The 13775-nt window shown below is 62.5% G+C and carries 12 protein-coding genes; 4 read left to right on the forward strand and 8 right to left on the reverse strand.

Annotation, left to right across the window (positions count from 1 at the left end):
* Positions 1-20: 20 nt before the first annotated feature.
* Positions 21-1040 carry a sugar ABC transporter substrate-binding protein gene (locus tag ATY75_RS27410; RefSeq protein ID WP_064836248.1) on the reverse strand — a complete coding sequence of 340 codons (1020 nt, stop codon included), beginning with the start codon at positions 1038-1040 and terminating at the stop codon, positions 21-23.
* 226 nt (positions 1041-1266) lie between these two features.
* Between ATY75_RS27410 and ATY75_RS27415 the strand changes: the two genes are divergently transcribed.
* The 3 genes from ATY75_RS27415 to ATY75_RS27425 all read left to right on the forward strand — a co-directional run bounded on the left by ATY75_RS27415 (position 1267) and on the right by ATY75_RS27425 (position 3779).
* Positions 1267-2514, forward strand: a complete 1248-nt coding sequence (locus tag ATY75_RS27415; protein WP_064836246.1) for an ROK family transcriptional regulator — start codon at positions 1267-1269, stop codon at positions 2512-2514.
* On the forward strand, positions 2498-2971 hold the full coding sequence (locus tag ATY75_RS27420; RefSeq protein ID WP_064836244.1) for an RbsD/FucU domain-containing protein: 474 nt from the start codon (positions 2498-2500) through the stop codon (positions 2969-2971). The genes ATY75_RS27415 and ATY75_RS27420 overlap by 17 nt, the downstream gene beginning before the upstream one ends.
* 214 nt (positions 2972-3185) lie before the next feature.
* Positions 3186-3779 (forward strand): TetR/AcrR family transcriptional regulator, encoded by a 594-nt coding sequence (locus ATY75_RS27425; protein WP_064836242.1) that lies wholly within the window; start codon positions 3186-3188, stop codon positions 3777-3779.
* Between the two features lie 14 nt (positions 3780-3793).
* On the opposite strand, the gene ATY75_RS27430 is transcribed toward ATY75_RS27425, so the two are convergent.
* From ATY75_RS27430 to ATY75_RS27440, 3 genes are all read right to left on the reverse strand, one after another.
* A complete protein-coding gene (locus ATY75_RS27430; protein WP_064836240.1) occupies positions 3794-4888 on the reverse strand; it encodes an alkene reductase in 1095 nt (364 codons plus the stop codon).
* 72 nt (positions 4889-4960) lie between these two features.
* Positions 4961-5965 carry an NADP-dependent oxidoreductase gene (locus ATY75_RS27435; protein ID WP_064836238.1) on the reverse strand — a complete coding sequence of 335 codons (1005 nt, stop codon included), beginning with the start codon at positions 5963-5965 and terminating at the stop codon, positions 4961-4963.
* A gap of 33 nt (positions 5966-5998) precedes the next feature.
* Positions 5999-6862 (reverse strand): alpha/beta hydrolase, encoded by an 864-nt coding sequence (locus ATY75_RS27440; protein WP_088939942.1) that lies wholly within the window; start codon positions 6860-6862, stop codon positions 5999-6001.
* 481 nt (positions 6863-7343) lie between these two features.
* On the opposite strand from ATY75_RS27440, the gene ATY75_RS27445 reads away from it, so the two are divergent.
* Entirely contained in the window at positions 7344-8891 is a 1548-nt protein-coding gene (locus tag ATY75_RS27445) for an EAL domain-containing protein (RefSeq protein ID WP_088939943.1), read from the forward strand.
* 258 nt (positions 8892-9149) lie between these two features.
* Here the strand turns inward: ATY75_RS27445 and ATY75_RS27450 are convergent, their stop codons facing one another.
* The 4 genes from ATY75_RS27450 to ATY75_RS27465 form a co-directional block, all read right to left on the reverse strand.
* Positions 9150-9503 carry an ADP-ribosylation/crystallin J1 gene (locus tag ATY75_RS27450; protein ID WP_065092052.1) on the reverse strand — a complete coding sequence of 118 codons (354 nt, stop codon included), beginning with the start codon at positions 9501-9503 and terminating at the stop codon, positions 9150-9152.
* A 60-nt stretch (positions 9504-9563) separates the two neighbouring features.
* Positions 9564-10601 carry a 4-hydroxyproline epimerase gene (locus ATY75_RS27455; protein WP_088939944.1) on the reverse strand — a complete coding sequence of 346 codons (1038 nt, stop codon included), beginning with the start codon at positions 10599-10601 and terminating at the stop codon, positions 9564-9566.
* 53 nt (positions 10602-10654) lie between these two features.
* On the reverse strand, positions 10655-11905 hold the full coding sequence (locus tag ATY75_RS27460; RefSeq protein ID WP_088939945.1) for an FAD-dependent oxidoreductase: 1251 nt from the start codon (positions 11903-11905) through the stop codon (positions 10655-10657).
* A gap of 145 nt (positions 11906-12050) precedes the next feature.
* The gene (locus ATY75_RS27465; RefSeq protein WP_088939946.1) at positions 12051-13328 is read right to left on the reverse strand and encodes an alpha/beta hydrolase; all 1278 of its coding nucleotides are present in this window, start codon (positions 13326-13328) and stop codon (positions 12051-12053) included.
* Positions 13329-13775 lie beyond the last annotated feature (447 nt).

Raw genomic sequence — 13775 nt, forward strand, 5'->3', positions numbered from 1 at the left:
CTGGTTTCAAGAGATTGGGCTCAGCCCCAGCACTTGTCGGTGCCTTCCTTGGTGTCGATCGACTTGACGCCGGAAACCGGCTTGTCGGTGACGAGCGAGACGCCGGTGTCGAAGAAGGACTTGCCTTCGGTCGGCTTCGGCTTTTCGCCGCTATCGGCGAACTTCTTGATCGCCTCGATACCGAGCGACGCCATCAGCAGCGGATACTGCTGCGAGGTGGCGCCGATGACGCCTTCCTTGACCGACTTGACGCCCGGGCAACCGCCATCGACCGAGACGATCAGCACGTTCTTTTCCATGCCGACGGCCTTCAGCGCCTGGTAGGCGCCGACAGCGGCCGGCTCGTTGATCGTGTGGATGACGTTGATGCCCGGATCCTTCTGCAGAAGGTTTTCCATGGCCTTGCGGCCGCCTTCCTCGTTGCCGTTGGTCACGTCATGGCCGACGATGCGCTTGTCGTCTTCGTCGCCGATCTTGTCCGGATTCTTCGGGTCGATGCCGAAGCCGATCATGAAGCCCTGGTCACGGAGAACGTCGACCGTCGGCTGCGACGGCGTCAGGTCGAGGAAGCCGACCTTGGCGTCCTTGGCCTTGTCGCCCATGGTTTCCTTGGCCCACTGGCCGATCAGCTTGCCGGCGAGCAGGTTGTCGGTGGCGAAGGTCGCGTCGGCAGCATCAGCCGGCTCGAGCGGCGTGTCGAGAGCGATGACCAGCAGGCCGGCGTCGCGGGCCTTCTTGACCGCGGGCACGATGCCCTTGGTGTCCGAAGCCGTGAGCAGGATGCCCTTGGCGCCGTCGGCGATGCAGCTTTCGATCGCGGCAACCTGGCTTTCGCTGTCACCGTCGATCTTGCCGGCATAGGACTTCAGCGAGACGCCGAGTTCCTTGGCCTTGGCCGTCGCACCTTCCTTCATCTTGACGAAGAAGGGATTGGTGTCGGTCTTGGTGATCAGGCAGGCGGAAACATCCGCCGCCATCGCCGGAGCGGAAAAGGCGACACCAAGCGCGAGCGCGCCGAAAGCGAGAACAGATTTCTTCATGGAACTCCTCCCAGAGTTTGCCGGCGCCGCCCCTGCGGGCCGGAATTTTAAGATATGGCACTTCGCCGTGGATTGTGAACTTCCAAAGCCGTCCCGTGCCCTTGACGAGGGCAATTAAAAGCGAAAAGAAATTGGCTTGTCAATAAATAAATCCAATTGAATTATTAATTCGATGTGGCATGCTCCGTGGAAATCGGGCATAGGCCAACAATCGGGAGGAGCGGCCATGTCGTCTTTGGATGGACCGGAACAGACGCCGGTCCCGCCGCCAATTTTGAATCCGGCCGGAGGTGCGAACCAGGTCAGGGTGCGGGCCTATAACGAACGGCTCGTGCTGTCGCTGGTGCGCCTCTATGGCGCGCTGTCGAAGGCCGATATCGCGCGCCGCAGCGGCCTGTCGGCCCAGACCGTCTCGGTCATCATGCGGGTGCTGGAGAAGGAAGGGCTGCTGTCGCGCGGGGCGCCGGTGCGCGGCCGTGTGGGACAGCCGTCGATCCCGATGCATATCAACCCGGACGCCGTCTATTCCTTCGGCCTGAAGATGGGCCGGCGCAGCGCCGATCTGGTGCTGATGGATTTCGTCGGCCGCATCCGCATGCAGCTGCACCGCACCTATGCCTATCCGCTGCCGGAAGAAATCCTCGCCTTCGTCACCTCGGGCATTCAGGAGCTTGAAGACCGCCTCGACGACAAGCAGCGCGGTCGCATTGCCGGCCTCGGCATCGCCGCACCCTTCGAACTCTGGAACTGGGCCGAAGAGGTGGGCGCGCCGCCCGGCGCCATGGAGGTCTGGCGCGAGGTCGACCTGCAGGCCGATATCGCCGCGCGCGTCTCCCATCCGGTCTTCATGCAGAACGATGCGACCAGCGCCTGCGGGGCCGAACTGGTGTTCGGCGTCGGGCCGTCCTACCCGGATTTCGTCTATTTCTTCATCGGCTCCTTCATCGGCGGCGGCATCGTCTTGAATTCGGCGATCTTTTCCGGCCGCACCGGCACGGCGGGCGCCATCGGTCCGCTGCCGGTGCGCGACAGGAACGGCGAAACCAAGCAGCTGCTCGAAATCGCCTCGATCTTCGTGCTGGAAAACATGCTGCGCGAGCGCGGCATCGATCCCGAGCCGCTCTGGTATTCGGCCGACGACTGGGTGGATTTCGGCGAGCCGATGGAAATCTGGATCCAGGACACCGCCAAGGCGCTGGCGCAGGCGATCGTCGCGGCCGCCTCGATCGTCGATTTCAGCGCCGCCGTCATCGACGGCGGCTTTCCCCATTGGGTGCGCAGCCGCGTCGTGCAGGCGACGATCGACGAAGCCGCCAAGCTCGACCTGCAGGGCGTCGTCATGCCCGAAATCATCGAGGGCGCGGTCGGCGCCCAGGCCCGCGCCATCGGCGGCGCCAGCCTGCCGATCTTTGCGCGTTACCTCACAGATCAAAACGTACTCTTCAAGGAGGTAGACCATGCTGAAGGGACTTGATCCGCTGTTGAGCCCGGAGCTGCTTTTCACGCTTCGGGCCATGGGCCACGGCGACGAGATTGCCATCGTCGACGGCAATTATCCGGGCGTCGAACATGCCCGCCGGCTGATCCGGCTCGACGGCCACCATCTCATTCCGGTTCTCAACGCCGTGCTCAGCGTGCTGCCGATCGACGATTTCGTGCCGGAAGCGATCTTCCGCTCGACCGTCAAGGCCGAGCGCGACAAACTCGATCCGGTGCATGAGGAGATGATCGACTGCTGCGCCCGCCATGAACCACACCGGCAGGTGGTACCGCTGATCGGCCCTGATTTCTACGGCCGCGTGAAGGCCGCCCATGCGCTGATCCAGACCAGCGAGCCTCGGCTCTATGCCAACATCATCCTGCGCAAGGGCGTGATCTATCCGAAAGAGCCGGGCGCCCAGGCGGCGGGGGTGGATCCGTTCGTCTATTAGAACAGGAAGCTCGCTTCTCGCTGCTGCCTCTTCAAGGCGTGACAACTCCGCCTGCGCATCTTGAGAGGACGCGCGGGGCTGAAGGTCCGTATGCTTCCGTCATAAAACACTCCTTGGACCGACCGCCATTATTAATGGTATACATCATCAATGGCTCAAGCTATAATGACGCCCGACATCATAGCTTGGGCATGGCCGTCGAAAGGGCTGTAAGGTGCGGATCACCAAGGAAAAGAAGCAGGAAAACCACGAGCGGATTATCGCCACCGCGTCAGAGCTGTTTCGCGAGCGCGGGTTCGATGGCGTGGGCGTGGCGGAGTTGATGGAGCGCGCGGGGCTCACCCATGGCGGCTTCTACAATCACTTCCGCTCCAAGGAGGAGTTGATCGCGGAGGCGACCGAGAATGGTTTGAGCGAGACCTTGAGGCGCTATGCCGGTTATGACGTCCTCGCCGTCATGGAACTTTATCTCGCGCGCGAGCACCGGGATGGGCGCGGCCAGGGGTGCACCGCGGCAGCGCTGAGCTGCGACGCCGCTCGGCAGCCCGAGGAAACGAAGGCCGTTTTTGCTGCAGGAATAGATAGGCTGGTGCGCGCGATCGAGGGCGGTCTTGCACAACATCACGCTTCCGGCGCCGGGGGCCGCGCGCAAGCCATCACCATCCTTGCTCAGGCCGTCGGTGCGATCGTGCTGTCGAGGGCCTGCCCGGACGATTCCCCGCTGGCGGACGAACTGCTCGACGCCTGCCTGACGGATTGCCGCGACGCCATCAAAAATCGAACGCGGGATAATAGAGCCGCCGTATAGGCGGCCCTATCCCGTCAGGCGCCGACCGGCGCGGCCATTTCAGGATAATCCGTATAGCCCGCCGCGCCCCCGCCATAGAGCGTCGCCATATCGAGATTGGCCAGTGATGCACCGGCTTTCAGGCGTTCGACAAAATCCGGGTTGGCGATGAACGGCCTGCCAAAGGCGAACAGATCCGCGAGCCCTTGCTCCAGCCTCGCGGTGGCGAGTTCCAGATCGTAGCCGTTATTGGCGATATAAGTGTTCCTGAACCTGTGGCGAAGCGCCTGGTAATCGAAGGGTGCAACATCGCGCGGCCCGCCCGTCGCACCTTCGACGACATGGAGGTAGGCGATGCCCATCTCGTCGAGCTTCTCGACGATGTAGTTGAACTGCGCCTGCGGATCGGTTGCGGATATTCCATTGGCCGGCGACACAGGTGAAATCCGAACTCCGGTTCGCTCCGCTCCCACTTCCTCGACGACCGCAGCCGTTACCTCGAGCGTCAGCCGTGCCCGGTTTTCGATCGAGCCGCCATAGGCGTCGGTGCGGCTATTGGCCCCGTCCCTGGCGAACTGGTCGAGCAGGTAGCCGTTTGCGCCGTGAACCTCGACACCATCGAGGCCGGCGGCAATCGCATTGGCGGCGGCCCGGCGGAAATCCTCGACAATGCCGGAGATCTCGCGCAGTTCGAGCGCCCGAGGGGCCGACACATCGACGAAGGCATCGTTCACAAAGGTCTTGGTTTCGGCTCTGATGGCGGAGGGCGCCACGGGCGGCTGCCCATCCGGCTGCAGGTCGACATGCGATACCCGACCGACGTGCCAGAGTTGCAGGAAGATGCGGCCGCCCTTGGCATGCACCGCGTCGGTCACCTTGCGCCAACCGTCGATCTGCGCCGGCGTGTAGATGCCGGGCGTGTCCTGATAGCCCTGACCCTGCTGTGAAATCTGGGTCGCTTCCGAGATGATCAGGCCGGCCGAGGCCCGTTGCGCATAATATTCGGCAATGAGATCGCCCGGCACAAACCCGACACCTGCTCTGTTGCGTGTCAATGGCGCCATGACGATGCGGTTGGATAGGGTGAGCGAGCCGAGTACGGAAGGCTCAAAGAGTTTCTTGCTGGTCATTTGTCACTTTCAGAGTTGGAAGTTATTTCCGGCGTTCGTCTCAGGACGCGCGCCATCTCGGTCAGGTCGACCTCAGTCTGCGACCGCGATGACCACCTTGCCCTTGGCGCGCCCGGTCTCGACATAGGCCAGCGCATCGCCGGTCTTCTCGAACGGAAACACCTTGTCGACGACCGGCCGGATCACGCCTTGTTCGATCAGGCGGGAAATCTCACCCAATTGCCGCCCGTCGGCGCGCATGAACAGGAATGAATAGTGGATGCCGAGACGCTTCGCCTTTTTGCGAACCCCGCGGCTCAGCAGGCGCAGCACCAGTTTCAGGAACAGGTTGAGACCGAGCGAGCTCGCGAATGCCGGATCGGGCGGACCGGAAATGGAAATGAGCCGGCCACCCGGCTTGAGCACGCCCAGAGATTTTTCGAGCGTCTTCGGGTCCTGGCTGTTCAGCACGAGATCGTAGCCCGACAAGATCTTTTCGAAATCCTGGGTCTTGTAGTCGATGACCACATCCGCTCCGAGACTTCTCGCCAACTCGGCATTCCCGGCGCTCGTCGTCGTCGCCACCATCGCGCCGAGGTGCTTGGCGAGCTGGATGGCAAACGTCCCGACGCCGCCGGAACCGGCCTGAATGAAGACCTTCTGGCCCGGCTTCACCTTGCCCACCTCGACCAGCGCCTGCCAGGCGGTCAGCCCCACCAGCGGAATGGACGCCGCCTCCGTCATGCCAAGGTTGTTCGGCTTCAGCGCCACATCGGCTTCATCGATGGCAATGAATTCGGCGAATGTGCCGACCCGATGGTCGCGCGGCCGTGCATAGACCTCGTCACCGACCTTGAACCGCTTCACCCTGGGTCCGGCTTTGACAACTGTTCCGGCAACGTCATGCCCGAGGACGAAGGGCGGACGATAGGGAAGAAGAGGCTTGAATTCTCCGTCCCGGACCTTGGAGTCCAGCAGGTTCACTGCCGTGGCCTGAATCCGGACAAGGACAGCATTGTCCTGCACTTCCGGTTCCGGCAGGCTGGCCAGGCGCAAAGCGCCCTTCTTCTTGTACTTATCAACGACGAATGCCTTCACGGGGCTTTCTCCAATTCGAAGTCGGTTGCGGCGTCAGGCGCCAAGGAACGATAAGGCCTTCGGCACAAAATCGGCGTGGTTCTGGAAGATCCCGCCATGCCCGGCGTCCTGGTAGATCACCAATTCCGCGCCTGGAATGCGCCGGGCCATATCGGTGCTGTTTACCGTCGGGACCATGAGGTCATTGTCGCCGTTGGCGATCAGGACCGGGATATTGATGCGGCCGAGATCCTGAGGCGCCTGCCGCCCCCAGGCCCTGATCGCCTTGAGCTGCCGCAGGAATGCCCTGGGCGTCGGGCCCTTATCCCTTCCGGCCTTGCGCTCTTTCAAGCGATCCAGAAAGGCTTTGGCGGCTCTTCGGCCATCGGCGGTGGAGGTGAAAAAGAGATAGGTTTTCGGATCGCGCAGCGTCAGCAGAGCTTTGATCATCAGCGGCCAGGACACGGCTCCGACCCTCTCGATGCCTGTGCCGCCCGCCGGCCCGGTTCCGGTCAAAATGAGTTTCCGCACAAGGTTCGGCGCCTTCAGCGCGATGTCCTGGGCGACAAATCCGCCGAGGGAAAAACCGCGCAGATCGACCTTTTGGAAGCCAAGCGTCCGGATCAACGCGATCACATCGCCTGCCATCTCGTCGATGGTTACAGGAGCCGTGCCGCCCGAGGCACCGATACCTCGGTAATTTATGGCGATGACATGACGCTTGGCGGCGAGACCGTCGACGATCCGGGGATCGAAATTGTCCAGCACCGCACCCCAATGGTTGAGGAGAACGACCGGCACGCCGCCCTGGGGGCCGAGGTCGCGATAGACGAAAGGGGTTTTTCCGACATTGATCCAAAGATTTGGCGCTTCGGCGTAGCGGCTAGCCGACCGAAGGTATCTGATAGACGTGCTCATCGTTCACTCCATTCTCTCAGGCACGCTTGAGGGTCTGATGCCGCCCGGCGTTCCGGAGAACTCCGCTTCCTCGCCTTCAACCCGATCATCGCATTGCCTCTCGGCATGAACCGCCGACCCTGGCGACAGAAGGCGGCCGGCGCATTCACGCAATTATTTTAATGACATTCATCATCATAGTTGATTAATGATACTCGTCATCGAAGTTGTCAAGCGGATTTTTGGTTCGAGGTATGATCCGATTTGCGGGAAAGCTATCCGTTGTGCGCAGCGAAATGCCCCCACCGCGGTCCAGGCAACCCACCGTTAACCGTGGAGGTTCAGAGATATCTTTGGATGTGCCGGTGCGCGCTTGCTCGACGACGGCAAGCCGGCCTCTAAATTTCGCCCGAATGAATTGTGGCGGATTTCGACCACCGCCTGGGACGATGCGGTCCTGCGAACTGGCCATGACGGCTCTTACACAACAGGAGCCTGTTCTATGCCCCGCATCCAACCGACCAGACCCCAGATGGAGATATTGGCTTGGCTCGCGATATTCCTGCTTCTCTTCGGCCTCTCCTGGTGCTTCCATTGGCATGAGGGGCTGGATGAGTTCATCGAACGGCATCACGATTATCCGCTTGATCACGGGCTGCTTGCCCTGAATATCTCCGGGTTCCTGGGGCTCATCTATTCCGCACTGCGGATCCGGGATCTGTCGAGGGAGGTTGACCGCCGGCTGCTCGCCGAAAAGAACGTCGACTGGATTGCCTGTCACGACACGCTGACCGAGCTGCCGAACCGCAGATTTCTGGATTCCCTATGCGCCCAGGCGATGACCGATCAAAGGGCAGAAGAAACCTATGCCGTGTTCAGCATCGATCTCGACGGCTTCAAAAAGGTCAACGATCTCTTGGGGCACGATCACGGTGACGCTGTGCTGAAGACCGTCGCACAGCGGCTCTCCCTGCTCTTTTCCCGCGAGCACGTTTTCCGCCTTGGCGGAGACGAGTTTGTGGTTCTGGCGCGGCGCATCGGAAATCCCGATCTTGTCGCTTTGGGGAACCGCATCGTCAGCGCGATCGGCAAGCCGTTCACATTCAATGGCGCCGCCGTCGATCTCGGCGCCAGCGTCGGCTTCGCACTTTATCCGGAGAACGGCGAGGAGCTCGGCCAAGTCATCCGGCATTCGGACTGCGCGATGTATGTGGCGAAAAAGCAGGGGCGCAATCTGGTGAAGCCCTTCGTGCCCGAGATGCAGGACGAGCTGGCGAAACGCATCCGAAGAGAAGGCGATCTGCGGACGGCCATCCGCAACGGCCAGATCGTTCCCTATTATCAACCGCTCGTCGACCTGAAGGCGAACAAGATCATCGGCTTCGAGGCGCTGGCGCGCTGGAAAACGGCGTCCGGCGAATTCATCCCGCCGAGCGAGTTTATTCCCGTGGCCGAGGATGCCGGCCTGATCGTCGAATTGACGGACCGGCTGCTTCGCTGCGCCTGCACCGATGCGCTGTCCTGGCCAAGCGAGTTTGTCCTGTCGTTCAACCTCTCTCCGATCCAGCTGAGCGACCGGTTGCTGGGCCTCAGAATTCTCAAGATCTTGGGCGATGTCGGTCTGCCCGCGCACCGGGTCGAGCTCGAGGTCACGGAGAGCGCCATCATCCAGGACGCCGTTACGGCACGGATTGTCCTCGACGATCTGGTGAATGCGGGGGTCAGGATTGCGCTCGACGATTTCGGGACGGGCTATTCCAGCCTCTCGCAGCTGTCGAGCTACCGGTTCGACAAGATCAAGATCGACAGGAGTTTCGTCGCTTCCTTCGAGACCAATGACAAGCAGGACAAGGTGATCAAGGCGATTATCGCTCTCGGCGCCGGACTGGGCGTGACGATCACGGCCGAAGGCATCGAAGAAGAGAGCCAGCTCCAGCGGCTCCAGGCTCTCGGCTGCGACATCGGCCAGGGATATCTGCTGGGCAGACCGGCGCCGATCGAGGAAATCACCGCAGATCAGATTGGCAGCAGGATTTTGCAGCGCGGTTGATGGGCAGGCACGCCGCCCTCGCACCGTGTGGTTGCTGAGCGGCTGAGCGGCTGAGCGGGTTGCCGTTGATCGGTGCGATGCAGAGTCTGCCGTCGGCACAGAACCTTCCGGGATGCAGGCGCGACCTTGCTCCGACCTCATTCTCGAGGTACCCCGCAGGGGCCTCGAATGATGAGGGCGGCCACCGGCGTCTTCTCGGCAAGAATGCGCCCGTGGGGACTGCCCATCACCCGCCCCGGTCCCTCGAGGCTCCATTGGCTAAGGGAATGTTCTTGTAACCACAATCGTCCCGACGATTGCTGCGTTGAATTGATCCATCTCTTCCGCTGGTATCCAATATTCGAGATGCGCGCGACCGCCCGCCTCCTGGACTGCATGGCCGTCAAGATAGCTCTTTCTCACCTGAAATTCCGTCACGAAGCCTGATCCGCTCCTCGGCACATTCCAGTCGCGTGCGATCTTGATTGCGTAATCTTCGGACAGCACCGGATAAAAGATCGGCTGGTCCGGCAGGCGTGGCGGAAATCCGCGCATGTCGCGCTCGCGGATCAGCATTAATTCCTCAGGCCCGACCGGACGCCAAAGGGTCACCGTCTCGATATCATCGCTCATTCTGTTCTTTCTGCAGCAATCAATGGCGCCTTCGGGCAAAGCTCACGGCGCTAAGAGCACTCAAATCTCTCCCGCCGAAGGCCCCCAGACATCCGTCAGCGCGAAGCCGCCGGGGTGCGGGTCGAAGGGGTCGAGGGCGACCTGGGTCAGGCCGAAGGTGAAGCCTCGGCCGGTGATGGTGGGGATGACGGCCGGGCGGCCGGCCACTTCAGTCACCGCCTGCAGCCCGACCTCGAACTCGGAGCCGATGATCGACTTCGAGGTGAAGCTATCGCCGACCTTCGCCTTGCCGCGGGCATAAAGCGTGGCGAGGTTGGCGGAATTGCCGGTGCCGCAGGGCGAGCGGTCGGCCCGGCCCGGCCACATGGTGGTGCAGGTGCGCACCGTACCGTCGGCCTCGGTATCGCGGAACATGACATAGGCGACGCCTGAAATTGCCGGGATCTCGGGATGGACGACCTTGATGTCGCGGTTGATCAGCTCTTTCAGGATCATGCCGGCCTGGACGAGACCGGCGGCGTTGGCCTTCTCGATCTTGAGATTGATCTGGCCGACATCGACAAGCGCATAGAAGATGCCGCCGTAGCAGAGATCGGCTTTGATCCTGCCCCAATGCGGCGTGTCGATCTCGACATCGAGCTGATGCACGAAGGAGGGCACCATGGTGAGCTTGACCTTCTCGCAGCGCCCGTCGCGGCAGGTTGCCGTCGCCTTGACGAGGCCGGCCGCGGTTTCGAGCGTCACCACCGTCTTCGGCTCCTGCATCTCGACGATGCCGGCTTCGAGAAGCGCCGTCGTGACGCAGATCGAGTTCGAGCCGGAGCTGGCATGCGCCTGGTCGGGCTGCAGGATGATGAAGGCGGCATCCGCGTCGGGATGTCTTGCCGGCAGCAGCAGGTTGACCGAGCCGATCGGCGCGCCGCGCGGCTCCAGGCAGAGGAAGCGGCGCAGCTCGTCGCCCTTCGGGTCGGTGTTCAGCCAATGCAGCTGGGCGGCGATGGTCTCGCCTGGGATTTTCGGCACGCCGCCGATCGCGACGCGGCCGATCTCGCCTTCGGCATGGACATCCAGCAGCTGGATCGTGCGCTTCCATCTCATGTCGTAAACTCCAGTTCGGATGTGACGGCCGACGCCGCCATCGACAGTAAATCCTAATATCGGCCTATGCGGAACGGGGTGATGTCGAGGGAGGTTTTAAGCCCGGTCACCATATCGCCGATCAGCCGCGCTGTCGTCGCGGCATAGGTCAGGCCGAGATGGCCGTGGCCGGTCGCATAGAAAACCCCCGGCATCTTCGACGACGGCGAAATGATCGGGATGGTATCGGGCAGCGCCGGGCGATGGCCCATCCAGTCCGTCGCCTGCTCGAGTTTGAGGCCGGGCAGCGCGCGCTGGGCGTGGCGCACCAGCACCCGCGGGCGGCGGAAATCGGGCGCCGCATCGAGGCCGGCGAGTTCGACATTGCCGCCGACACGGATGCCGCCTGCCGTCGGCGTCACCATGAAGGCGCGGGCCGGCCAGATCATCGAATAGCGCATGGAGATGCCGGGCTTCATGATCTGGGTGTGATAGCCGCGCTCGGTTTCGAGCGGGATCGGCTCGCCGAGTTTTTCAGCGAGGAAGCGCGTGTGGACGCCGGCGGCCAGCACGACGGAACCGGCCTCGATGCGGCCGCCGTCTTCGAGAAGAACGACGGCCGTGCCATCGCCCTTGCGCTCGATATTCCGCACCGTGCCGGAAACGAAGCGTGTGCCGGCAGCTTTCGCCGCCTCGAAGAGTTTCACCACCAGCTGATAGGGATCGCGGATCGACTTGTTGTCGGGCAGCAGCACGGCTTTGGCGATCGACGGCGAAAGCGCCGGCTCGTAATATTGGATGGCGCCGTTGCTCAACACCTCGAATTCGAGGCCGTAGCGCTGCATCATGGCGAGATGGCCGCGGTCGGCGGCAAATTCCGCCTCGGTCTCGTAGATCGCCAGACACCCCTCGTCGGTCATCAGCTCGGGCGCGCCGATCGCCTCGAGCATCTGCCTGAAATCGCCAAGCGCCCGCTGCGACAGGCTCATGCCGGCATCCTCGATCTCTCTCAGGCGCGACGGGCGGCCGGCGGCAAGGAAACGCAGGAACCAGGGCAGCATCTTGGCGGCATAGGAGGGCCGCAGCCAGACCGGACCTTCGGGATCGAGCAGCCAGCCGGGCATTTTCTTCCAGGTCGAAGGGCCGGAACCGGCGGCGAAATCGAGCGCGATGCTTGCCATATTGCCGAATGAGGTGCCGCGACCCGGCTCGTCTTTGTCGATCAGTGTCACCGCAAGTCCGCGCCGCTGCAGCTCGAAGGCGATCGAGGCGCCGATCACGCCCGCGCCGACGACAACCACCCTCTTCCTCGTCTCATCCGCCATGCTATCAACCCACCCAGACGGCAGACAGAATTGCCGTTCGCCACCCTGATATATCAGATCGGTGGTGATGCCTAGAGAATTTCCGTCTTGCGCTTTTCCCGCCAAAACCGCCGGGCACTTTTGCTGGAATTGCGCGGTGGAATTTTTACTGGCTTTCCGGCAGGCCGGCGCCGACGCTGTCGCCGACCGAACCGACGGTGTTGTTCATCGACTGGCCGAGACGCTTCAGCTGGGCGTCGTAATTGCGGCGGGTGCGCGGATCGAAGATGGCGATCGGTGTGCTGACGGCGACGCTGACGGCACTTCCGGCGGTCTGGGCAGCGCCCATCGCCACCGCGCCGACGGCCTCGCCGAGGCCGACATTGGAATCGGTGATCGTCTGGCCGGCAATCAACCGGTCTCCGATCAGCTTCACCACTTCGGGGCTTTCGGCGAATTTGCCGTGGTTCAGCCGGTCGCCGCCCTTGAGCTTGGTGAGATCGAGCACGGTGATGCCAGCCGCCTCCAGCTTGCTGCGATAGGGCTCGACCGAAGGATCGATCTGGCCGAGGCGATCGACATTGCCGGAGATGCGCCGCGACAGCGCCAGCGCCCGGTCATCCCTGGAGACGAAGATGGTGAAATGCGGCCGGTCCTTGCCGAGGCTTGCGAACTGGCGGCCGAAGACGTCGACATCGAGATCCGGCGAGGCGAGGATGACGTTGTTGATCTTGGACGCGACGTGACCATTGCGGATCGCCATCTGCCTGAGCGCTTCGACGGTCAGCCAGGTGCCCATCGAATGGGCCATGACGGTGACGTCGCTGACGGCGGGATTGGCGGCGGTGCGGGTCAGCAGCTCCTCCAGCGCATCGCGGGAATAGTTGGTGCTTTCCTTGTCGTAATTATAATCGAAGATGCTGGCGCGCGAGGGCCAGGTGAAGACGACCGGCGCGACGTCGGCATGCGAATCATGAACGATCTGGGCGAAACGGTAGACGGCGTCCTCATAGCGATTGTTGAAGCCGTGGACGAAGACCAGCACCCGGCGGCTCCTAGGCATATGGCCCTTCAGCCAGGTCTCGCCCGCCCGCTCGCCTTCGAGCGGATCGACCGACACGGTGACGAAATCGCGCAAGGGATCGGCCGGCAGCCGCTTTGGCCACTGCACCTGGCCGACCTTGCGGTTGGCCTCGGGCGGGATCGAGACATCGACGGCATTGACGGTGAGGCCGGTGCCGCGTTCGCCTGAAAATAGCACGGCGGGATTGTCGTCGGCAGCGCGCGTCGTCGCGACGAGAAGATCGACCTTCGACGTGCCGGGCGGCACGCTGCCGGCCGCCTGCATGACGCCGACCGGCCTGCCGCCGCAGCCGGCAAGCGCAAACACCGCCAGCAGAAGACCTGTCAGAGCCGCCCGCGGGCCGCGCCATTTGCCGATCATGACCAAACTCCAACCGGTTCGCGCACCGACAGGCGGCGCGCGTTCAAATAGGCCGACGACGGCTGCGGAGTCAAATTGCGGAGCAGGAAGAGCTTGATTGACCAAACGAAAAGAGCCTGGCGCGGGAGGAGGTGCGCCAGGCTCTTGATCCTGACTGACAACTGGGAGGAGGAGTGTTGTCAGTCCGATGTAAGAGCGCTGGGAGGAGGAGTGCGCTGCTTACGAAGATAGTGATACCCCATTCATTTGATCGGGAATAGCGAAAATACCGCAATGCAGCAATGCGCTAGACGCAAGGCTTGCGCTGAAATTAACAGGGCGCCGCCTTATTTTTTAGCATGTTTGACCAGGTGGTCAAAATTGTGCGGAAAATTTAGGCCGAGCTGATCGCCGATGGCTCGCCCAGCCCAAGACCCCTCCCCAACCCCTCCCCACAAGGGGGAGGGG

The sequence above is a fragment of the Rhizobium sp. N122 genome, assembly GCF_002211295.1.
Classification (GTDB): Bacteria; Pseudomonadota; Alphaproteobacteria; order Rhizobiales; family Rhizobiaceae; genus Rhizobium.